Origin of the sequence: Mycobacterium sp. E2733 (assembly GCF_001667585.1) — a bacterium.
Classification (GTDB): Bacteria; Actinomycetota; Actinomycetes; order Mycobacteriales; family Mycobacteriaceae; genus Mycobacterium.
The window spans coordinates 1-20,223 of the sequence record NZ_LZJZ01000024.1 but is presented as its reverse complement, the minus strand read 5'-3'; the positions used below and the strand labels follow the sequence as shown (position 1 = coordinate 20,223).

24 protein-coding genes, 4 tRNA genes and 1 pseudogene are annotated in these 20,223 nt (G+C 65.5%); 15 read left to right on the top strand and 14 right to left on the bottom strand.

The features are described from left to right. Positions 1-3: 3 nt before the first annotated feature. Positions 4-816 carry an IclR family transcriptional regulator gene (locus A5678_RS05425; RefSeq protein WP_068039588.1) on the bottom strand — a complete coding sequence of 271 codons (813 nt, stop codon included), beginning with the start codon at positions 814-816 and terminating at the stop codon, positions 4-6. Between the two features lie 183 nt (positions 817-999). On the opposite strand from A5678_RS05425, the gene A5678_RS05420 reads away from it, so the two are divergent. Then, the gene (locus A5678_RS05420; RefSeq protein ID WP_156746774.1) at positions 1,000-1,818 is read left to right on the top strand and encodes an SGNH/GDSL hydrolase family protein; all 819 of its coding nucleotides are present in this window, start codon (positions 1,000-1,002) and stop codon (positions 1,816-1,818) included. 36 nt (positions 1,819-1,854) lie between these two features. After that, positions 1,855-2,520, top strand: coding sequence for a DedA family protein (locus A5678_RS05415; protein WP_068039585.1), 666 nt, complete (start codon positions 1,855-1,857; stop codon positions 2,518-2,520). A gap of 8 nt (positions 2,521-2,528) precedes the next feature. On the opposite strand, the gene A5678_RS05410 is transcribed toward A5678_RS05415, so the two are convergent. Next, a complete protein-coding gene (locus tag A5678_RS05410) occupies positions 2,529-3,149 on the bottom strand; it encodes a TetR/AcrR family transcriptional regulator (RefSeq protein ID WP_068039582.1) in 621 nt (206 codons plus the stop codon). 155 nt (positions 3,150-3,304) lie between these two features. Here A5678_RS05410 and A5678_RS05405 point away from each other — a divergent pair, with 155 nt between their 5' ends. Both A5678_RS05405 and A5678_RS05400 read left to right on the top strand, forming a co-directional pair. Next, positions 3,305-3,742 carry an anti-sigma factor antagonist gene (locus A5678_RS05405; RefSeq protein WP_068039579.1) on the top strand — a complete coding sequence of 146 codons (438 nt, stop codon included), beginning with the start codon at positions 3,305-3,307 and terminating at the stop codon, positions 3,740-3,742. 38 nt (positions 3,743-3,780) lie between these two features. Then, complete coding sequence (locus tag A5678_RS05400) at positions 3,781-4,875, top strand: glutamate--cysteine ligase (RefSeq protein WP_068039577.1); 1,095 nt, start codon at positions 3,781-3,783, stop codon at positions 4,873-4,875. Positions 4,876-4,900: 25 nt separating this feature from the next. Here the strand turns inward: A5678_RS05400 and A5678_RS05395 are convergent, their stop codons facing one another. The 3 genes from A5678_RS05395 to A5678_RS05385 all read right to left on the bottom strand — a co-directional run bounded on the left by A5678_RS05395 (position 4,901) and on the right by A5678_RS05385 (position 7,500). Further along, positions 4,901-5,686: a sulfite exporter TauE/SafE family protein gene (locus tag A5678_RS05395; RefSeq protein ID WP_068039574.1), complete on the bottom strand. Its 786-nt coding sequence runs from the start codon at positions 5,684-5,686 to the stop codon at positions 4,901-4,903. Positions 5,687-5,752: 66 nt separating this feature from the next. Then, the gene (locus A5678_RS05390; RefSeq protein WP_068039571.1) at positions 5,753-6,685 is read right to left on the bottom strand and encodes a catalase family peroxidase; all 933 of its coding nucleotides are present in this window, start codon (positions 6,683-6,685) and stop codon (positions 5,753-5,755) included. Positions 6,686-6,702: 17 nt separating this feature from the next. Then, positions 6,703-7,500 (bottom strand): SDR family NAD(P)-dependent oxidoreductase, encoded by a 798-nt coding sequence (locus A5678_RS05385; protein ID WP_197502039.1) that lies wholly within the window; start codon positions 7,498-7,500, stop codon positions 6,703-6,705. Between the two features lie 302 nt (positions 7,501-7,802). Between A5678_RS05385 and A5678_RS05380 the strand changes: the two genes are divergently transcribed. The 3 genes and pseudogenes from A5678_RS05380 to A5678_RS28295 form a co-directional block, all read left to right on the top strand. Further along, the gene (locus A5678_RS05380; RefSeq protein ID WP_156746775.1) at positions 7,803-8,276 is read left to right on the top strand and encodes a hypothetical protein; all 474 of its coding nucleotides are present in this window, start codon (positions 7,803-7,805) and stop codon (positions 8,274-8,276) included. Between the two features lie 34 nt (positions 8,277-8,310). Then, complete coding sequence (locus tag A5678_RS05375; protein ID WP_068039566.1) at positions 8,311-9,864, top strand: long-chain-fatty-acid--CoA ligase; 1,554 nt, start codon at positions 8,311-8,313, stop codon at positions 9,862-9,864. A gap of 8 nt (positions 9,865-9,872) precedes the next feature. Continuing rightward, positions 9,873-9,974: pseudogene (locus A5678_RS28295) on the top strand (MBL fold metallo-hydrolase); the annotation flags it as partial. Between the two features lie 54 nt (positions 9,975-10,028). Here the strand turns inward: A5678_RS28295 and A5678_RS05370 are convergent. From A5678_RS05370 to A5678_RS05355, 4 genes are all read right to left on the bottom strand, one after another. Next, positions 10,029-10,868 (bottom strand): enoyl-CoA hydratase/isomerase family protein, encoded by an 840-nt coding sequence (locus A5678_RS05370; RefSeq protein WP_068039563.1) that lies wholly within the window; start codon positions 10,866-10,868, stop codon positions 10,029-10,031. A gap of 56 nt (positions 10,869-10,924) precedes the next feature. After that, positions 10,925-11,218, bottom strand: coding sequence for a hypothetical protein (locus A5678_RS05365; RefSeq protein ID WP_068039560.1), 294 nt, complete (start codon positions 11,216-11,218; stop codon positions 10,925-10,927). A gap of 49 nt (positions 11,219-11,267) precedes the next feature. Beyond that, entirely contained in the window at positions 11,268-12,743 is a 1,476-nt protein-coding gene (locus A5678_RS05360) for a hypothetical protein (protein ID WP_082945404.1), read from the bottom strand. 102 nt (positions 12,744-12,845) lie between these two features. Then, positions 12,846-13,655, bottom strand: a complete 810-nt coding sequence (locus A5678_RS05355; RefSeq protein WP_068039558.1) for a class II glutamine amidotransferase — start codon at positions 13,653-13,655, stop codon at positions 12,846-12,848. A 4-nt stretch (positions 13,656-13,659) separates the two neighbouring features. Here A5678_RS05355 and A5678_RS05350 point away from each other — a divergent pair, with 4 nt between their 5' ends. After that, a complete protein-coding gene (locus tag A5678_RS05350; RefSeq protein ID WP_068039555.1) occupies positions 13,660-14,223 on the top strand; it encodes a hemerythrin domain-containing protein in 564 nt (187 codons plus the stop codon). A gap of 336 nt (positions 14,224-14,559) precedes the next feature. Further along, positions 14,560-15,540: an NAD(P)H nitroreductase gene (locus A5678_RS05345; protein ID WP_068039552.1), complete on the top strand. Its 981-nt coding sequence runs from the start codon at positions 14,560-14,562 to the stop codon at positions 15,538-15,540. 39 nt (positions 15,541-15,579) lie between these two features. On the opposite strand, the gene A5678_RS05340 is transcribed toward A5678_RS05345, so the two are convergent. Further along, positions 15,580-15,651 (bottom strand) — tRNA-Val (locus A5678_RS05340). A 182-nt stretch (positions 15,652-15,833) separates the two neighbouring features. Here A5678_RS05340 and A5678_RS05335 point away from each other — a divergent pair. The 4 genes from A5678_RS05335 to A5678_RS05320 all read left to right on the top strand — a co-directional run bounded on the left by A5678_RS05335 (position 15,834) and on the right by A5678_RS05320 (position 16,561). After that, positions 15,834-15,906, top strand: a tRNA-Gly gene (locus tag A5678_RS05335). 27 nt (positions 15,907-15,933) lie between these two features. Continuing rightward, positions 15,934-16,007 (top strand) — tRNA-Cys (locus A5678_RS05330). Between the two features lie 13 nt (positions 16,008-16,020). Then, positions 16,021-16,095 (top strand) — tRNA-Val (locus A5678_RS05325). 202 nt (positions 16,096-16,297) lie between these two features. Further along, entirely contained in the window at positions 16,298-16,561 is a 264-nt protein-coding gene (locus A5678_RS05320; RefSeq protein ID WP_082945408.1) for a hypothetical protein, read from the top strand. 420 nt (positions 16,562-16,981) lie between these two features. Here A5678_RS05320 and A5678_RS26975 read toward each other — a convergent pair whose 3' ends face one another. From A5678_RS26975 to A5678_RS05305, 3 genes are all read right to left on the bottom strand, one after another. After that, a complete protein-coding gene (locus A5678_RS26975; RefSeq protein WP_156746773.1) occupies positions 16,982-17,302 on the bottom strand; it encodes a hypothetical protein in 321 nt (106 codons plus the stop codon). Further along, on the bottom strand, positions 17,302-17,715 hold the full coding sequence (locus A5678_RS05310) for a hypothetical protein (RefSeq protein WP_156746772.1): 414 nt from the start codon (positions 17,713-17,715) through the stop codon (positions 17,302-17,304). The genes A5678_RS26975 and A5678_RS05310 overlap by 1 nt, the downstream gene beginning before the upstream one ends. A gap of 467 nt (positions 17,716-18,182) precedes the next feature. After that, positions 18,183-18,419, bottom strand: a complete 237-nt coding sequence (locus A5678_RS05305; RefSeq protein WP_156746771.1) for a hypothetical protein — start codon at positions 18,417-18,419, stop codon at positions 18,183-18,185. Positions 18,420-18,616: 197 nt separating this feature from the next. Here A5678_RS05305 and A5678_RS28290 point away from each other — a divergent pair, with 197 nt between their 5' ends. Both A5678_RS28290 and A5678_RS27470 read left to right on the top strand, forming a co-directional pair. Further along, complete coding sequence (locus A5678_RS28290) at positions 18,617-18,910, top strand: DUF2510 domain-containing protein (protein ID WP_197502038.1); 294 nt, start codon at positions 18,617-18,619, stop codon at positions 18,908-18,910. Then, positions 18,846-19,286 (top strand): HIRAN domain-containing protein, encoded by a 441-nt coding sequence (locus A5678_RS27470; protein WP_068039542.1) that lies wholly within the window; start codon positions 18,846-18,848, stop codon positions 19,284-19,286. Before A5678_RS28290 ends, A5678_RS27470 begins: the two co-directional genes overlap by 65 nt. Positions 19,287-19,789: 503 nt before the next feature. Here the strand turns inward: A5678_RS27470 and A5678_RS05295 are convergent. Continuing rightward, positions 19,790-20,086: a hypothetical protein gene (locus tag A5678_RS05295; RefSeq protein WP_156746770.1), complete on the bottom strand. Its 297-nt coding sequence runs from the start codon at positions 20,084-20,086 to the stop codon at positions 19,790-19,792. Between the last annotated feature and the right edge of the window lie 137 nt (positions 20,087-20,223).

Genomic DNA, 20,223 nt, shown 5'->3' with positions numbered 1-20,223 from the left:
GTCTCAGCCCAGTTGGTCGCCAATCTCCTTGGCCGCCTTGCCTAGCGCCGCGGCCACCGCGGCATAGCGCGAGGCACCCAGCCGGTTCTGCGGCGCGGCGGCGTTGAGCGCGAGCCGCAGGCCCGGCGCTCGCGTGGGTATGAGCACCGCTATCGAAGCGACGCCTTCCTCGCTTTCCTCGCGGTTGATGGCGTAACCGCGCTCGCGGATGGCGGCGAGCTCGGCCTCCAACTCGGTCCGGCTGCCGATCGACGAGGACGTGATGCGTTCCAACCGCTCGTTTGGCAACAGCTGACGCAGTTCCGGCTCGGGCAGCTGCGCCAGCATGACCTTGCCCGTCGACGTGCAATGCGCCGGAAGGGTGCGGCCCAGCCGGGAAGCGACCCTGACCGCGGCCGGACCTTCGACGGCGGCGATGAAGCGGACGCTCGCGCCGTCCAGCATCCCGACGTGGATGGTTTCCCGCAGCTGCTCCCCGAGGCTTCGCATGGTCGGGGTGGCCGATCGCTGGATGTCGGTGCGGCCGAAGACCGCGAACGCCACACCGGTCAACGCCGGACCGGGCAGGTACGCCTTCGACACCGGGTCTTGCCGGACGAACCCGCGGTAGGCCAGCATCGCCAGCAACCGGTGGGCGGTGGACGACGCCACGCCCAGATAGCGGGTCGCCTCGCTCAACCGGATCTGGGGTTGTTCGCCCAACAACAGCAGCAGCTTGAGTGCATTGTCGACCGACTCGATCGGATACTGCGGCGCAAGCGAATCGGCGGCCGCCGCCTCGGCGTCCTGCGCATCCCGCTCGCGCTTTTTCGGCATGACAGTGAAGTTACCCGGACGCGACACCAAGGGGTTGCGACTCACAGCAAACTGAGAACGTCGCGCCCAGTAGCCCCGCCCCAATCACCACGGCCGTGGTGACCGCGAGGCACGATCCTTATGAGGCGAGTGAGCGGCCACGCTAAACACACCGGGGGCGCAATCGCTATTACTCTCGGCTTCGTGCGCGGGGCTATTCCGTCCGGATATCGCCGTTACGTCGCCATCGGGGACAGTCAGACCGAGGGCTTGTGGGACGGCGACGACGTCGTCGGTCTCCTCGGGTTTGCCGACCGGCTCGCCGTCATGCTCGATTCGCTCTATCCCGGCCTGCACTACGCCAACCTGGCGATCCGTGGCAAGCGGATCGCCGACGTCTTGTACGAGCAGGTCCCGCAGGCGCTCGCGATGCAGCCGGACCTGATCACCGTGTGCGCCGGGATGAACGACGTCATCCAGCCGGGGCGCTCCTTCGGCCCCGCCCTGGCCGAACTCGAGTACGTCTACGCCGCGCTGGCCAGATCCGGCGCGACGGTGGTGACGACGACCTTTCCCGACGTCGCGCAGTTCCTCCCGCTCGGGCGCCTGGTGGCGGGGCGTCTCGCCCGCATCAACGCGACGATCAGGGCGGCCGCCGACCGCTACGGGTTCGGGCTGGTCGACCTGTACAACGCGCCATCCATGCGCGAGTTGGACACCTGGGCCGTCGACCGGGTGCACGCCTCCACCAAAGGACACATGCTGTTCGCCGCCGCGGCCGCCGAGGCCCTGAATCTGCCTGGCAGCAGCCACGATTGGGCCCACGCCAGCCCCGACGCCCGACGGCGGTCGCTCGGCGGCGGCGCTTACGAGCAGTTGCGCTGGACGCAGGACAGTTTCTTCCCGTGGATCTGGCGGCGGCTGCGCGGCCTGTCGTCGGCCGACGGTCGGGAACCCAAACGGCCGCGGCTGGAGAGCCTGAGCGCGCCGAGCCGACCGGCCGACGCGAAGCGGCGGGTTTAAGGCGCGCTCCGCGGCACAGTCAGGCATGCTGGACGCATGGACGTGGAGGCTTTGCTGCACGCGATCCCGCCGCTCGCGGTCTACCTGGTGGTCGGCGGGGTGGTTGGGCTCGAGAGCCTGGGCATCCCCCTTCCCGGTGAGATCATCCTGGTCAGCGCGGCGCTGATGTCGTCGCATGACGACCTGCCCGTCAACCCCATCGGGGTCGGCGCCGCGGCGGTGATCGGCGCCGTGGTCGGCGATTCGATCGGCTATTCGATCGGACGCCGGTTCGGCATGCCGCTCTTCGACCGCCTTGGCCGACGGTTCCCCAAACATTTCGGTCCCGGACACGTCGCGTTGGCCGAAAAGCTGTTCAACCGCTGGGGAGTCCGGGCGGTCTTCTTCGGCCGCTTCATCGCGCTGCTGCGGATTTTCGCCGGGCCGCTGGCCGGCGCCTTGAAGATGCACTACCCGCGCTTCTTGGCGGCGAACGTCTCGGGCGCCATCTGCTGGGCCGGTGGCACCACCGCGCTGGTGTACTACGCCGGCATGGCCGCCGAGCGCTGGATGGAGCGGTTCTCCTGGATAGCCCTGGTCATCGCGATCGTGTTCGGCCTGATTGCCGCCTTCGCGCTGCGCGAACGCACCTCGCGCGCCATTGCCGAGCTCGAGGCCGAGCACTACCGCAAGGCCGAGAACACGGCGGCCGACGCGGCTTGAGACCGCGGCTAGCTGGCCGCCTCGCCGAGATCCTCCGGCGCGACCGGCCGGTGCTCTTCGATGAGAGCGACCGCCATCCCGCGGGCCCGCAACGCCGCATCCACGTCGCCCACGGCCGCCAGCACGATGGCGCCCTTCATCAGGATGTGCCAGGACGAGGCGAAGTCCTCAACGTCGATCAACCCCGCGGCGACGGCGCGCTGGCGCACGATGTCGCGAACGTGGTCGATGTGGACGATGCAGGCCTGCCCGGCCGGGGAATCGGGTCCGAGCTCCAGCAGCACGTTGATGAACGAGCATCCCTCGTAGCCGTCGCGCAGCTGAATCCAGTCGTGCATGACGTCGAAGATCGCGAGCAACTGCTCCTCGGGCGTCTCGCCCCGCTGGCGGGACTGCTCTTCAATCAGGCCGTGCGTCCACACTTCCTCGCGCCGCTGCAGCACGGCCAGCACGAGGTCGTTCTTGGTGGCGAAGTGCCGATACAAGGTGGCCCTGGCGACACCGGCCCGGTCGATCACCTCTTCGGTGCCGACCGCACGGATTCCACGCCGGCTGAACAGCTCATATGCCGCGGCGAGGATACGTTCACGAGCCGACGCGGCCGGCGTTCTGACATCGGAAGTTGCCATTGCAACCCACAACATACTCTTAGCTGGCACAGGTAGACAGACAGACCTGTCTTGTTATAGAAATGAGATTCGCATTCCGCGAAAAAGTCTGTCTTCAGACGGCAGGACGGGCACCCATCGCAGCGTCGTAGACGCCGGTCGATTAGGAGTCCACGATGAGCTCGGCCATTGCAGAACCCATGACAACTACCCACCTGATGCTGAGCACGAAGCTGGTCTACGAGCTCGGCGATCCCAACAGCACGCTGCGCGCGTCAGCCGATCGCAGCGGCCCGGCGGTACTGATCTATGCGGGTGGGGAGATCGACGCGTGCAACGAGCACACGTGGCGCCAGTTGGTCAGCGAAGTCGCCGGCATCGTCATCGCGCCGGGCCCCCTGGTCGTCGACGTCACCGGGCTCGAATTCATGGCCTGCTGCGCGTTTGCGGTGCTGGCCGACGAGGCGAAGCGCTGCAAGGATCGCGGCATCGAGTTGCGCCTGGTGAGCCGCGAACCGATCGTCTCGCGCGTCGTCGACGCGTGCGGCCTGTCCGCCCTCCTGCCCACCTACCCGAGCGCCGATTCCGCGCTGGCGTCCGCGGCCCGTTGGTGACCGGGCAACGCAGTTACTGATCGGGCCTCTGCGGCTGGATGAGCGACCCTCCCACTTTCGGCGCGGAGGAAGAATTCCTCCTCGTCGACCCGCGAACCGGCGAACCGGCTCCGCAAAACGCCGATGTGGCCGCCGAGGCCAACCGCCTTGGCGTCGAGCTGCAGCTGGAACTGAGCAGCTGCCAGGTGGAAACCACCTCGAGCGTGGTGGCGACCGGCGCGGAACTCGGCGAGGAGCTGGTCCGGCTGCGGCGCACCGCCGCGCAGGCCGCCGAGGCTGTGGGGCTCCGGCTGCTCGCCGCCGGGCTCCCGCCGGCCACACCGCGTGAGTTTCCCGTCACCGACACTCCCCGCTATCGCCGGATCGGCGCCGAGTACGGGATGGTGGCGCACGAACAAGGCATCTGCGGATGCCATGTGCACGTCGCGGTTCCCGACCGGGCGGCCGCCATCCACGTCAGCAACTGGCTGCGGCCGTGGCTGCCTAATTTGCTTGCACTGTCGGCGAATTCGGCGGTTTACCGCAGCGCCGACAGTGGTTACGCGAGCTGGCGCAGCGTCCTGTGGCGGCGCTGGCCGGTGGCCGGGCCGCCGCCCTTCTTCCCGTCGCCCGACGACTACGACCGCACGGTGCGGATGCTGATCGACAGCGAAGTGATCCTGGACCAGAAGATGGTCTATTGGGACGTGCGCCCGTCGGAGAACTTCCCGACGATCGAGGTGCGGGTGGCCGACGTGCCGGCGACCGTCGCGGAAACGGTGCTGCTCGCCACGCTGGTCAGGGCCGCGGTGATGACGGCGCTCGACGCACGTGGGCGCGGGGACGAGCCCGGGCGGCTTCCGCCGGCGGCCCTGCGCGCGGCGTACTGGAAGGCCGCCCACGACGGGCTCGCCGGGCGCACGCTCGACCTGATCCACGGCCGGGGAGCCGTGTCCGCGCGCGAGCAGTTGGGCGCGCTCGTGGAACGCGTGCGGCCGGCGTTGGAGACACTCGGCGAATACGACCGCGTCGTGGGCGAACTCGACCGTGTCACCGCGCAGGGTAACGGGGCGATGCGTCAGCAGCGGGCGTGGCGCAGGCGGGGCGAGGTGATGGATGTCATCGACGACGCCGCCGCCGCCACGTTGAGCTGAACCCCTTGGAGCACATCCGTTCCCGTCATGCCACGGCGAGGAGTCGGTACAACCCGATCAGGCCGACCACCACGATCGTCGTGCGCAGCGCGTTACCCGACAACCGGCGCCCGTAGCGCGCGCCGATCAGCCCGCCGAGTAGCGAGCCCACCGCGATCAGCCCGGCGGCGGGCCAGCTGATGCGGTCGAAGGCGACCAGCGTATAGGCAATCGCGGCAACGACATTCACCACGAGCGCCAGCAAGTTCTTGGCGGCGTTCATCCGCTGTACCGACTCCGGCAACAGCGCGCCCATCAGGCCAACCAACAAAATGCCTTGCGCGGCAGTGAAATAACCGCCATAGACGCCGACGGCGAACGTGCCGAAGGCCAGGACGGCCATGCGGCGGGGGGTGATGTGCTCGGGCGAGCGGCCCGCGACCTCGGCGCGCCGACCCGTCCATGCCTGAATCCGCGGCCCGGCGACCACCATGATCAGCGCCAGGACCAACAGCACCGGCACCACTTCGGCGAAGACCTTCTCCGGCAGATGCAGCAGCAGGAAGGCGCCCAGCACCGCGCCGCCCAGCGACGCCGGAAGCTGCCAACGCAGCCGATTCCATTGCCCCCGCAGTTCGGCGCGGTAGCCCCAGGTGCCCGACACGCTGCCGGCGACCAGACCGATCGCGTTCGACATGGTAGCCGTCACCGGTGGGTAGCCGAGGGCCACCAGCGTGGGGAACGTGATGAGGGTGCCGGACCCGACGAGCGCGTTGATGGCGCCGGCGCCGAACCCGGCCAAGCAAATCAGGATCATGTGGGAATGCGACACTGAAGAAAAACCTTAGCCTGCCGCCGGTTTCGGCACGCGAGCGGCCGGTGGGTTCCGGCTCCCCCGTCAGGCCGGCGGCGCTTCGGCCCCGCGGTCGACGCCGGTGCGTAGCTTCACCGACGCGGAATAGGCCAGCGTTCGGAAATGCAGCACCGGATCGTCGGAGGGCTCGATGCCGTCGGTGACCCGCATCGGGTCGAAAACGACGATGTCACCGCCGTGCTCGCGCTCGGTCTCCGGGCCGGTGATCTCGAGGGTGCCGACGGTCGCGATCTGGGTGCTCTGCCAGGGCGCCGACGGGTCGACCGTCGAGTCGGTAGGCCCGCCGATCTGCACGCGGTAGTGAAACCGCACCGGCCCGCCGTCCAGGCGCGCGTTCAGCTCGTCGGTGAGGAAGTCCGGGCCCTCGCCGTGCGCCGACGCCGCCGACAGGTAGCTTTCCGTTGCGGCCGGAACCAGGTGATAGCGAACGAATCTGGCGCTGCCGTCGGCGGCGACCCAGCGGAACGCGTGCAATCCGTGGTATTCGACGGTGGCGTAGCTCGCCGGGATCTTGTTGGCGTCGCGCAGCACCGGCAGCGCGCCGAGCAGCCGCGGGTGGGTGAGGAAGTGTTTGGCCATCCGCAGCGGGGTCGTCAGGCCGGGCCGCATCGCCTTGAGCAGATCGACGAATCCGTCCGGCGTGCTCGAGACGAACAGGCGCGCGGTCTGCGTCGACACGTCGGTGGTGGAGCCGTCGGGCAGGGCGAACTTAACCGCCATCCCGCGGATGCCCGGCACGTTGTCGCGCTGTTTGGGGTTGCCTGCGCCGTTGGAGAAGCGGATTAGCGCCGGGATCTTCGAGCCGTCGAGATGCTTTGCACGCGTGAGCATCACCGCATCGGGTGTCGCGGTGAACGTGCCGCGGTAGAGCGTGCCTTTGGCGTGCAGCGCGCGACAGCCGGGCTGCGCACCGCCGGTGCCTCGAATCGCCTCGATCGCCTCGTCGGGAGTGACCATGCGCGAATCTTAAGGCGCTAGGAGGGAAAGCCGAAGAGTTTGACGACACCGTGATCGCGGCCGGCGGTGTAACCGCCGTCAACGGCGATCGCCTGGCCGCTGACGAACGAGGCGTCGGGCGACAGCAGGAACGCCGCCATGGCCGCGACCTCCTGCGGCTGGCCCAGCCGTTGCAGGGCATGTTCGGAGGTGATGGACTGCAGCGGGCCCTCCATCCCGGGGAGACCGAATACGCTTTGGGCCATAGGTGTTTCGATGAACCCGGGACAGATGGCGTTGGCCCGGATGCCGCTCGGCCCGTAGTCGAGCGCGATGTTCTTGGTGAGCAGCACGACGCCGCCCTTAGCCGCGTTGTACGAGCTGCCGCCCGCCGTGCCTTCCAGGCCCTCGACGCTGGCGACCGTCACGAGCGAACCCCGTTCGCCGTCGACGCGGGGTTGCTCGATCATCCGGGCCAGCGCCGCCTTCGCGACCAGAAAGGTCCCGGTGAGGTTGATCCCGATGACCCGGTCCCATTCGGCACGATCGAGCAGGTGGACCGGGCCGCCCCCGGCGACCCCGGCGGCGTGCAGGACGCCGTCGAGGCGGTCGGGCACGGCGGCCAGCACCGCCGCGATCGCGGCTTCGTCGGTCACGTCGGCGGTCACGAACTTGAACCGCGGGCCGAGGTCGGGCGCAGCGGCCAGGTCGGCGCCGATCACCGTGCCGCCCTCGGCCAGTAGGCGCCTCGCGGTCGCCAGGCCGATTCCGGACGCGGCGCCCGTCACGACGAAGGTGCGTGAGCGGGCACGGTCTGGGTTCGCCATGGCAGTCATGTTGGCACACCGGGACGCTCGCGCGGGGGCAAACTTTCCCGCCGCGCCAGCCCGGGCTTCCCCCGAAATGAGTGAGCTATCAGCAAATAGTCGCTCAGGTCTTGGACACCGCCTGCTTACGGGACGATCGTTAGAACCAGCGGGCGAATGCTCCGTTCGCCCAGGCCTGGACCAGGAGCTAGCGCATGTTCTCGTCGACACCGAAGCCAATCCGTCCGCGACGGATCGCCATCGCCGAAGTAATGGTGGCCGCCGCCATGACGGCCGCCCTGGCCGTGATCGGGGGCACCGCTGCACCGTCGGTGCGGCTCACATCCGCCGAGCCGATCGCGATCGCCCAAGGCGTCTCGATAGTTCCCGCACCCGGCTGGACGCTCGGGCACCGCGGTCCGAACTGGGTGGCGCTTAACAACGCCGACCTCAGCGCGCAGCTGCGGGTCACGGTCAAACCGGCCGGCGGGACCAATGCCGTCGCGGTGTTACAGGCCGACAAAGAGCAGTTGGCCGGCAACGCAGCGGCCGTGTTGGGCAACGAGCGGGACCTCAGCGAGGCGCACACGAGAACGCTGCCGGGTCCGAAATTCCAGCAAGAGGCCTCCATCGACTACACCGCAGACGTGCTGGCACCCGAGGGCGCGATTCCCGTCATCGGCACCTTCACCGAGCTGCTGAACACCTCGAACCAGCTGTCCGCCTTCGTCGACTACCGCCAAAACAACAACGCGCCCCCGCAGGCCGCCGGCGACGGCGGCATGATGATCGAGTCCATGTTCTGATCGCAGACTGGAGCAAGACGACTCGGAGGGGTTCATGCCACCAGGCGACACCACGGCGAACACGACGGAGACGCTCGCCGGATTCGTCGACCGGCACGCGCAGCAGCGGCCCGACGCCATCGCGATTCGCTACGACGAACGGCAGTGGTCCTGGGCGGACTGGGCCGCGCGGATCCGTCGCGCGGCCGGTGCACTGCGCGACGCCGGCGTGCAGCGCGGGCAGTGCGTGGCGTTTCTGGACAAGAACCACCCCGCCTGCCTGGAGGTGTTGTTCGCCGCCGCGTCGATCGGCGCGGTGACGACGGTCGTCAACTGGCGCATCACCGGCGAGGAACTTGTCCACGTGCTCGACGACAGCGGCGCGCGGCTGCTTTTCGTCGGTGCCGAGCTGCAGGCCGCGGCCGAGGCGGCCGCTCAACGGGCGCCGGGAGTGCAGCGCATCGTCGTCGTGGGCGACGAGTACGAATCCCTGCTGGCCGCGGCGGCGCCCACGCGCAGCGACGCCCAGGTCGACGAGACCGCGCTGGTGATCTACAGCTCCGGCACCACCGGGCGGCCGAAGGGCGTGCTGCTGAGCCAGCGCGCGCTGGTCAATCACGCGGCGAACCTGGCGCCGGCGTTCCCGTTTGATGACGGCGACGCAAACCTGGTCGCCATGCCACTTTTCCACGTGGGCGGAATCGGGTACGCGCTCTTCGGCATTCGGGCCGGTGCGCCGACGATCATGACCCGTGAGCCCGACGCAGCCGCCCTGATGGGCGCGGTGCGATCCGGCGCGACCCACGCGTTCTTCGTTCCCCCGGTGATCGCCCGGTTCCTCGACGCCGGCGAAGCGGCCCACGCCGTGTTCGCGGGCCTGCGCTACATCGTGTACGGGGCCGCGCCCATGCCGTTGCCCCTACTGCATAGGGCGCTGTCCACCTGGCCCGAGACGCGTTTCGTTCAGGTGTACGGGCAGACGGAACTGTGCGGCGCGGTCACCGCCCTCAGCGACGCCGATCACCGCGATTCCGCTCGCCCGCAGCTGCAGCTGGCGGCCGGAAAGGCGGTGCTGGGCACCGAGATTCGGGTGGTCGATCCCGACACGGGCGCACCGGTGCCGGTCGGGGAGGCCGGCGAGATCTGGGTGCGAAGCAACCAGAACATGAGCGGTTATCTGAACCGGCCGGAGGCGACCGCCGAGACGATCACCGACGACGACTGGGTGCGCACCGGTGACGTCGGCCGCCTGGACGCCGACGGCTACGTGTACATCGAAGACCGGCTGAAGGACATGATCATCACCGGCGGCGAGAACGTGTACGGGCCGGAGGTGGAAAGCGTGCTCATCGAGCATCCGGCCATCGCCGACGCCGCGGTGATCGGGGTGCCCGACGACTTCTGGGGGGAATCGGTCAAGGCCATCGTGGTGGCCACGGGCGAGATCGATGCCGACGACGTCATCGCGTTCTGCCGTCAGCACCTCGCCGGCTACAAATGCCCGCGAACCGTGGACTTCGCGGAATCGCTGCCCCGTAATGCCAGCGGAAAAATTCTCAAACCCGATCTGCGCGAACCATTTTGGCGCGACCGAGCCCGTGGCATATGAGCGCTTTGGTGGACGCGCAGCGGCGCGCCTGCGCGGTCAGCGTGCTGGGTGGCCCGACCACCGTCGTCGACATCGCGGGTCACCGGGTCGTGATGGACCCGACGTTCGATCAGGCCGCGATCAGCGACCGATTGCGGGCCGCCCCCCATGGGGAGTGGATCGACTTATAGCCGCCCCTCGGCGCGCAGGTCCGGGTGCACCCAGTCGGGCGAGCGGCGCTCCTTGAAGGCACGGAAGCCTTCCCGCGCCTCGGCGTCGCTCAGGCTGCTGGTCATGCCGATGCGGTCGTAGAGGCCCAGGTAGCTGTCGATGCTGGACTTGATGACACCGCGGGCACGGGGCGCCGTGCGGCAGCACTGCGCGAGCAGGTCTTTGGCCGCGTCGAGCAGGCTCTCGTGCGGCACGACGCGCGTGACCAGGCCCCAGTCCAGGGCCTCGACGGCGGTCAAGACCCGCCCGGTGAACATCAGGTCGCGGGTGCGCACCGGCCCGATGACCCGGGTGAGCATCTGGCTGTAATAGGTATCGGCGTACCCGCGGAAAAGCTCGGGCACTCGAAAGGTGGCCCGGTCGCTGACCACCGAAAGATCGCTGCAGAGCGCGATCTGGAACCCGCCGCCCTGGCACAGGCCGTTCACCGCCGAGACGATGGGCTTGGCCGACGTGCGCACAGTGTCGAACGGGGTGACGTCCATGCCCAGCGCGCCGCCGAAGGTGATCCAGTTGTCGGTGGCTCCCCCGCCGCCCATGTCACCGCCGGGCGCGAACACGTCTCCGGTCCCGGTGATCAGCAGCCCGGCAAGTTCGGGGTCCTCGTTGACACGCCCCACGGCATAACGGATTCCGAAGTACATCGCGGGCGTCAGGGCGTTACGCGCTTCGGGACGGTCGATGGTGCACACCGCGATCGACCCCTGACGCTCGAAGGTGAGGTATGGCGTGCCGAGCCAATCCCCTTCTGGCGGGCGGGGGGCATCGTGCGAGGTCGGGGGAACCTGGGCCACGGGACTCCTATTACGTCGGTCGCTACTGTCGCTCTTACAGTAGCGGCGGCGGCCGCCTAGAGATACGCCAGCGTGGCCGTCCCGGTGGTCGCGGCCGCGTCGGCGATCACTTCGGCCAGCTTCACCTGCAGTGTGGCCGTGGCCTCCCCGACCGGCTTCTCGCAGAATCGGCAGGTCGTCTTGAACTGCGGCTGGTCGTCTTCGTCCGGCCAGAACCGGCGCGGCCCCACCATGGCGCCGGGATCGTACTGAACGGCCTGATGCGGGGCCTCCTTGAGGATTCTGCCCACGGCATGACCTTGCCCGCACTCTAGTTTCAGCGTGCCCATGCCCTCTTGGTTGCCTACCATCGCGTCCCATCCTTTGAAATTTTGTGAGTCCCGCTTTGCCGACCGGCCGTTAACCTGATTGCCCCGAAAGAATTCGGATCGCGCATTCTGACAGCTCGCGGGCTGCAGCGGTGGTCTTGGCGCAGGCCAGCATCTGCACGCCCCGCCCAGCCTCGATCTCGACTGGGCTGAGAAGGATGACGCCCTCCTCCTGCCTTCCCGGCCTGAAGAGTAGATCGTCGAGAATGCGGACCGCCTCGGCGAAACGCCGCTGCGGTTGGCTCTCTCCGACACGTTGTGCCACTACGAATTTCGCTCCGGCGGGGTCCCGACACAGTCGGTTCACGATCGTCATCGGGATGGAGACACCGCCCCAGCGACCGTTGCACTCGATCCAGTGTAAAGCCGCGGAGTCGAAACTCCGCCCTATCAGCAGCGCATCCAGACTGCACCGACCGAAATATCCCAGCAGTTGCAACACTGTCGCCAGACGCATCGCGTCATCGGCCAGTTGGTATCGCCAGCGCTCCGGAAGCTCCGCCGGCACCGACCCAACAAACGTCCCCTCAGTACCCAGCAATTGCTGCTCGAACAGGCCCTCGATCAGGGGCGGTCCGTCACCGAGGGCCGGGATCCACAACTGCACACAGGGACTGCTCAACGCCGGCGCCTCCCATAACCCGACAAGCAGCGGATAGACGTCATACCAGCCGAGCGCATGCAGGGCGGCGAGAATGTACTCCTTGACGACGGACAGGGTAGCTCCGGCCACTTCAGTTGCGGCGACGCTTATGTTCCCGGCCCCGCCCGAGCTGTAGGGAACCTTCACCACCACTCGCGCAGCCGATTGAGCGAGCGCACGAATACGATGGGCGAGCGCGGCTGGACCATACGCGGCTAACGTCGGAGGAAGAGCGTTCTCGCCAAGCACCTCGCTGATCAGTCGTGCGAACCAAAGCTTGTCGTTAACCCGCCGCGTGAGCCGCGGCGGTGAGCTCGCAACACGAACCTCGAGGGTCGCTGCCTCGGCGACGGCTGCGGCGAGTTGCCACGCGCTGCCCATGCCGATATGAGGGACGATGGTCAGGCTGCCCTTTCGCCTCGTCGCTTCCAAGATTTGCGAGAACGCCTCGTCATCAAGCCGACAGCGCACCGCCAGTGGGAGCAAAGGGCTGCCCCCGCCACAGGGCAAGTTGAGGCCAACGACCGGTCCGGCCCCCAGGAGATGTGTGCGGTAGCGCTCAAAATCGGAATGCGGCTCACGGCCGAACGCCACGAGGTCATCGCGCCGCGCGAGAAGGGAAAGCCGATATTCATAGGTCGGTGCCTTATCCGGCGTGGAAAGGCCGATCTCGCGCGTATCGCCGATGACCAGCCACGGGCCCGTTGACATGCCTGGCCGCACGCGGTTTCCGAACGCGTCGGTGGCCGCCAGGGCCGGATCCTCTGCAGCCAACTTCTGGGCTACCACTTGGAGGTGGCGCAGCTGGTGCTCGTCAAGCGTTGCGGCAATCCGGGGGATTACCGGAAGCAGCTGCGTGTCCATCGCATACGTGCTTTGTTCATGCGTACCGCGAGTTTAGCTCGACAATCCGTCTGGCATATGATGTCTCCCGCACCAGGGCCGAACCCATTGAGCGCCAGCAATTTACAGCGGCTCGCTCTCAAATCTGAAGTCTTCGGTCACCCGGTACACGGAGTGCTCCGGGACCTGACACCAATGCTCATGGCTGATCGGTTCGGAGGCGACAACGACCGCACGGTAGAGCCGGTCGGTGTCATGGCGTATGTGCGGGAAGCCGCAGATTTCGCAATCATGCACCCCTTTACGCTCGAGATAGTAGAGCGTACGTCCGATGCGACTGCCGACCATCTGTTGGCCGTCGGTCAGGATGACATTGAGACCGATCGGTGCGGTCGGCTCAATTTCGCAGCACCACTGCGCGATTTGACGGATTCCGTCGCGTAGCACATGAACCAACGGGCGCTCTGGCGAGCGCGCTTGCAGGGTGCGCACGTAGTGGAAGACGTGTTCGCTGTCCGTGTCACCACGGATCGCACCGCGTCGCTCCTGCGACAATTGCTCGAGCAACCGCGGGCGCAGCCGGTCGAAGCCGGGAACTGTGCCGTTGTGAATGAAAGCCCAAGGGCCATCGACGAAAGGATGGGTGTTTTCAATTCTGGGAGCACCGACGGTTGCGCGGCGCACGTGGGCGAGCACCTGCTGCGAGAATATTCGCGCAGCCGCTCGCCGGAAGTGCTCCCCTTGATAGGCCGCCCAGGCTTGCCTCTCGACATACGGACAATGGTCTTCATAGGTCGCAATACCCCAGCCATGTGCGTTCCCCCGGCCGCTGACATCCTCACGGCTCTGCACCATCAGGGCATTTTGCGCGTAGACGAGTGTGCACTCCACCTTGGTGGGCTCATTGGCGCGAAAACCATAGAGGCGACACATTCTTGTGATTGCCTTTCTCGAGCGCAACTATACTGTCGTCAATGTCAATGGCGATGGCGAAGTTTGCTCTGTGACAAGCGCTTGGCGGTCATCGGACCTGGCCGAAGCGTTCAGGGAAGACCACGCTGTCCTTGGGCGCGGCCTGCACGAGGTCTCTGAACATCTCAGAGCAGGCAACGATCAGGCGGCCAAGGCCCGTGGCGAGCGCATCGACCGCGAAGCCGGCGCGCACATAGCGTTTGAGGAGCAGTTCTTCTATCCAGCCTTGCGTCGCATGCTCGGCGATGCAGAGGTCGACGGTCTGTACAACGAGCACCGCGAAGGCCTGTCGGTCATCAAAGCCCTCGCGCAGTTGCCAGAAGGTGCGGGGTTGACCGAAGCCGACCGTCGGGCCTTGCTGCAAGCCTCGGAGTCGACCGAGATCCATGTTGCGGAATGCGGCGAATTGTTCGGCGTCATGGGCCGCATCCCATCAGAGGAGCAGAAGGCACTCTATGGAGAGCTCCTCGCTTTGCGTGAAGAATCGCCGCGGTGGACCGAGTTCGCTGCAAGAACCAAAAACAATTGAATTTGAATTACCCACTTTTTCGGCGGCGAGCTTCTGCAATTCGTTGCGTTCCGCTGAGCCGTCTTCCCGGCCGGCGGTGTCGTGCCGATTGACTCCGCTGGAGGAGCCCTAGCGCGGTCGATAGTGGTCGACCCGGACACGACGGGACGCTGTTACCCGATCTCATCCACTGAGCGGGGCCGATGCAGCAGCGGAACGCAGTCAGCTCTAGCTTCGATCAGTCAGACATCGGTCGCAATCTGGATCGGACCTCGTCGGATGCTTAGGCGGGCACTCGACCGACAAGTGGCTCGAGAAGTGGAATGCTGACTGCCAAGGCAAAGAATTGAGGACGACATGCCAGCCGACACGGTGGACACCGAACTCATTGAGGAGGCGGTGCGGTCAGCATGCCGTGCGCCGTCACTGCATAACAGTCAACCCTGGCAGTGGGTGGCCGGCGGCGGTCAACTGGAGCTCTTCCTCGATGCAAGCCGGGCGATGGTTTCCGACCGGTCCGGCCGCGAGGCGCTGATCAGCTGTGGCGCTGCGCTCGATCACCTTCGAGTGGCGCTCGCGGCAGCGGGGCGGCGAGCCCGGATCACCCGATTCCCCGACTCGAAGGATCAGAACCACCTGGCGGCCGTCGACTTCACCCCGGCGGGAACGGTCACCGACGCTGGGCGGCGTCGCGCCAGCGCGATCTGGGCCCGCCGGACCGACCGATTGCCATTCATCGCGCCGATGAACTGGGAAGCGTTCGAGCCGACGCTGCGCGGCGCCATCGACAACGACGCCGTGCACTTGGACGTGATGGCCGACGACATGCGCGACAGGCTGGCGCAAGCATCGCGGGTGGCCGAATCGGTGCGCCTCTATGACAGCGCCTACCAAGAGGAACTTCACTGGTGGACAGCGCCTTTCGAGGCGGCCGAGGGCATTCCCTACAGTTCGCTCGTGTCGCCGGCCGAAAGGCAGCGCGTCGACGTGGGGCGGACGTTCCCGATGACCCATAACCGTGAACGGCGCACCGACATCCCTGAAGACGAATCGACGATTCTGATGCTGTCCACCGACCACGACAGTCGGCTCGGCGCGTTGATGTCCGGCGAAGCGCTCTCCGCGGTGTTACTGGAATGCACGATGGCGAACCTGGCGACGTGCCCGGTAACTCACGTCACCGAACTGAAGGTCACGCGCGAGATGATTGCGGACCTTCTCGACGAGAACCGGCGGCCGCAGGTCCTGGTCCGCGTGGGTGTGGCGCCCGCGGCGGCCGAACCACCCACGCCCACGCCGCGCCGACCGCTCAGCGAAGTCTTGCAACTGCGGGGCTGAGCACCGTCCCCACGCCCGATGGGCCTGCATCTTTACTTGTGGTCCCGGCTGGGATCGAACCAGCGACCTTCCGCGTGTGAAGCGGACGCTCTCCCACTGAGCCACGGGACCTGCGCCGAGAGGCGAACGACGTCGAAGATTAGCACGAGCCCCGCCTCGACAGTACCGGCCGCCTGCGCGTCCTCGGTACGCCGCGATAGCCTAGACGCGGTCCATACCAAGAAATTTGTATGTGCCCGCTCACGTCGACTATCGTCGTGCTTCGCACCGGGCGACGATCTCGTCCGAGGCGCGCGGATGTAGCGCAGTTGGTAGCGCATCACCTTGCCAAGGTGAGGGTCGCGGGTTCGAATCCCGTCATCCGCTCGAAGGTGCAAGTGGCATCAATCCAGCGGTGGAGTGGCCGAGTGGTGAGGCAACGGCCTGCAAAGCCGTGCACACGGGTTCGATTCCCGTCTCCACCTCCAGCTTTTGACCCCGGCGCGATTAGCTCAGCGGGAGAGCGCTTCCCTGACACGGAAGAGGTCACTGGTTCAATCCCAGTATCGCGCACCAAAGTTTGTGCATGTTAAATATGGTTTTCTGGTCTGAGTTTTCGATGCGTGAACTGAACGTGAACTGACTGACCTCGGAAGCGCCTACGAGATCGTTGGAAGTCAGTGGAACCAAACCGTCCCAAACCCCGCGTCTAAATAGATCGTCAGGCCGCCCCTACTCTCAGATGTAGGTGTGGCAGCCGAAGCGCATAATCGAACATATGTTCGATTCATGGGAGTCTTCGGACGAGTACGCCACCTTGTACCGCCTCGACCGGGAAGTGCGCGTCGATGTTGCCCGGATCTTTCCCTCGAAGGCAAAGCGCAAGGACGAACTGCCCATGTGGGTCAAAGCATTTGGGCTACACCTCGAGCCAACGATGATGGCGCGGCAGATCGCATGGATACGCACATCGAACGGAGGTTGGCTGGCAGCCGTTAGATGCCTGCGACGAGCGGCAACGGACGGTCGCGGCTGGCTATGAACCTGTGGTTGCCGGCAGAGGTCGTACGACCCGACCAATGACGCTGCGAAGCGCCTGGAACCGGAGCGTCCTAGGGGGAGGCCGAATGGCAGTCAGCAGCTTTTGATTCCGAACCCTATTAGCAGAGCTTGGCTTGTGCAGCGAGCCGAACATCCTGGGCTGTTCTCGAGTCGATTGGCGCTTCGTCTCTAAGCGCAGCCTCTGAGACGCATGACCGTAGTTCACGGTAGTTAGCTGTAGCTGTGGGCACGGCGTGAGCACCCGACCGGCAGACGACCACCTAAAGACCGCAAGAGAAACTTCGCGGCATGCCGATGCGCTTGGAGGACGGCCACGGCCAATGCCCTGTGGGTTATTCAGTCTGAAACTGTTCTAGCTGAAGCGCGCAATGTGCTTCATATCAGATGGGGTGCTACTGCATTAGTGGTCGACTTCGCCCGTTATCTCCAGCGGCGACAGTTGGCTACTTTTGGCTTCAAGTTGGGACGCGATCCGGGCAAGTTGCACGGCAAGATCCTTCTCTCGGGCCGAATCAGTCTTAGCACTGACCGCTTCGGCCTCCTCGTGTAGCCGTCTGAGATCCTCGTGCAGCTTGGTCGCCGCTTCGACTGAGCGTTTCAGCTCCACTTCGAGTGCTGCTTGTGCTGCCTTAGCCCGAGCATTTCGACGCCATGTCAAAAACGCGGAAACGCCGGCTCCCGCGGCGGCGCCCACGAGTGGGATCCAGGTTAACTCCAGCATCATTCGTCCTTGGCCCACACGTTAGTCGCCCCGAAGAAGATAATCACAGCGAACGTGCCTAGCGTGATGACGCCAGGCTCGCACTTGCTGCTGTTGTCGTCCTCGTTCATCAAGGAGACCATTGCATAAAGCCATCCACCGCAGACTGCTAGCAAAAAAGTGATACCAACCCGCCACAGATCTCCGGCGGAAAGTTGGGTCGTTCTACGCACCAGAAGGTCTCCGGCCGCGCCCAGTGCCAACACGAACCCGACAGTGATTAGGTCGCCCCCGGACACTACCTCCCAACCATGTGCGCGATGCGAAAAAACCAGCTTCAGGGCAATCCACAGGATCGGCACCAACGAGGCCAAAAGCCCAAAGACCAGCCAACCCTGGAATCGCCGCTTGCGCTCGGCGTCAGTCTCAGCCAAGGAGCCCCCTCTGAGTCCGTCCACGCTCCCCCTTATGCCTGAAATATGATCACGAACAGCTCCGTATGGGAAGTAGCTGATACGGCCAGTTCTACGCCGAACCGCAATTAGCGCACCGCAGCCGGCCCGGCGAGGACACGGCAGTCGCTGCGTAGCGGCGGCCCGTACGTCACCGCGCCGCACGCCAGGCATGTCCAGTTCGTATGGCCGCCAGGACAGACAAGAGCATGGTTGGTGTCCGACGAGCGCCCGGTTCTATCCAAGCCGATGGCCGCATGGGCACCGCTCCGGTGGGCGGGCCATCCAACGGCCATCCGTGTAGCGGACAGATTCGCCAGCTGCGGGCATGATTTCACGGTAGGCCCGTCAGCCTTCGCCTGTCGCGCCGCTGGTTGCTCTCAGGGTGACCTGGCGCGGGCCATATAACCCGAGTACGGCTGGATTGGCGCTCCACGTGGTAGAACGCATCAGATGTACGTGCCGGACTTTCCTCCGGCGTTTGGATGAATCACTTGATACTCGTAGGTCCACGACGTGTCACGGGTATCGGGATCCACGATCACACCGCCCCGGTTCTTTAGGTTCACGACCTTGTTGTCGGGACCCACCAGCTTTTGCGCTGCCTCGGTTATGAGTTCCTCGATCTCCCAAGATTGGAGCCCGTCGGGCAATCGGACAGTGATCGTGTGCAGGTTATCGCTCATGCCGTCCATCATGACTTTTGGTCGGCGGCTTTCTCATCGAACCGGGCCGAAACGTCAGTGATGCAACCGGTATTTTCACAAATCCCGATGTAGGTAACCACGGAAGCGTTTACGCTCCCATCGGCGTATCGGGCTACGTCCACCTAACACAGGAACGACACCTAACACCGAGGGTCGACCGACGAACTAGGAAACGTGTGAAGCCCAACCAACACCCGCAGTCATTGCCTCCCCCTACGTGGTGGCCAGACCCCGCCGGCACCAATCGGCTCCGCTGGTGGGACGGCTCAAGATGGACCGACCATTACGCGCAAATTCCTGCGCCACAGCCCCCCGCGCCGGCCGTGCCCGCCCTGCCTGCCACGCATAATTCATCACCGATCACCGCCTACCCGCTCCAACCGGCCGCAAAGTCGGCGACGCCCCGTGCAAAGGGCGAACGGTGGAAGCTCATCTCCACTTGCCGATATTGTCGCTGCGGCGACGCTTGAGGACCCCCGCCATCCTCTTGAAGAGCAGATCGAGGTTGTCGGGGAGACCTACCAAATCAAAGGCATTCGCCGCGTTTTCGAGGAAGCCGGTATGCCGATCACCGAACGTGGCGTAACCCTCCAGTCGGTCCGCTGCATCCTCGTCCCCGAACCGTGGAACGAGCACGACGCGAACGCGGTCGCCGTGATGATCGGACAGAACCCGGTCGGCTACCTCGCCGCTGATCTCGCTCCGTCATACACCTATGGCCTGCAGCGCATCGCGAGGACCGGCCGCCTGGCAACAGGTGAGGCGAGGATTTGGGCAAAGAGCGACGACGGGATCATCCGGGCTCGTGTGACAATCCTCATTCCGGAGGCTTCCCAATTCGACTAGGTGAGCGTGGCCCAGGCGAAACGAATCCTGTTGACTTGCTGAAGGCTTCGACGAACTCAACGCAATGGTCGGGCTCATGGCATAGCCTCCCGACTCATGAATCGCTGGACGTTGACCGGATCCATATCTGCACGTCTAGATCGCAAGCCAGGGGGCTCTCGTTGGTGATGCCGGCTGGTATCCGGACCGCCATCGGCGCATCCTCCGCCCCTATTTCGATGGCACAGAGTGGACGGACCACTGGGAACGCCTCGATGAATATCGCCGCCCCCTGACGGTCCAAGACCGGATATAGCGCCCTAATGCTGATGCTGGATAGGAATAAGCCATGTACATCACCGGCGTGTCCTGGCGGCGCGTTACCCCTACCGCCGCAATGAGAACCAGTTCGTCATTACTCCGCGTCTGAACAGTTTGATGGGGTCGCCCCCGTTGCCGCGGGTCCCGGCGCCGTCCTTCGCCCTGGCGACGCACGCAAGAAGCTCCGTTGCACACGGACTTTCCTACGGGTGCTCCTGAATAACGCACTCCACAATCCGATTCGCCAAGCGCGGGTCGAATCCCATGTGCGAGACCTTCTGCGCTTCAGCAGCCGGAGAAACACCGGAGTTGAGATCCTGCTCAATAACCCCAATGAGCTGCTGGTTCTGGTAGTCGTGCTCCCACAGCGGGACTTCCGTAACGCTTCCCACGCAATTACCGTAGCCGCTGAGGTCGGCGTGAGCAGGTGCGCTCATCAGCCCAGCCGGCCCGATGAACAGGACGGCGATGGCTATGCCGAACGCCGTGGCGACTTGCATGGAACGCATGGTCACATGGATACCCAGCTATAACGTTGGACAATCAGCAACCGATTCAGTGCTGGGCTGTATCGCGCACCCAGCGAACGCTCAGCTCAACGGTGGTTTTTGCATCGGTTTTGCGAGAGTGCGGGCTA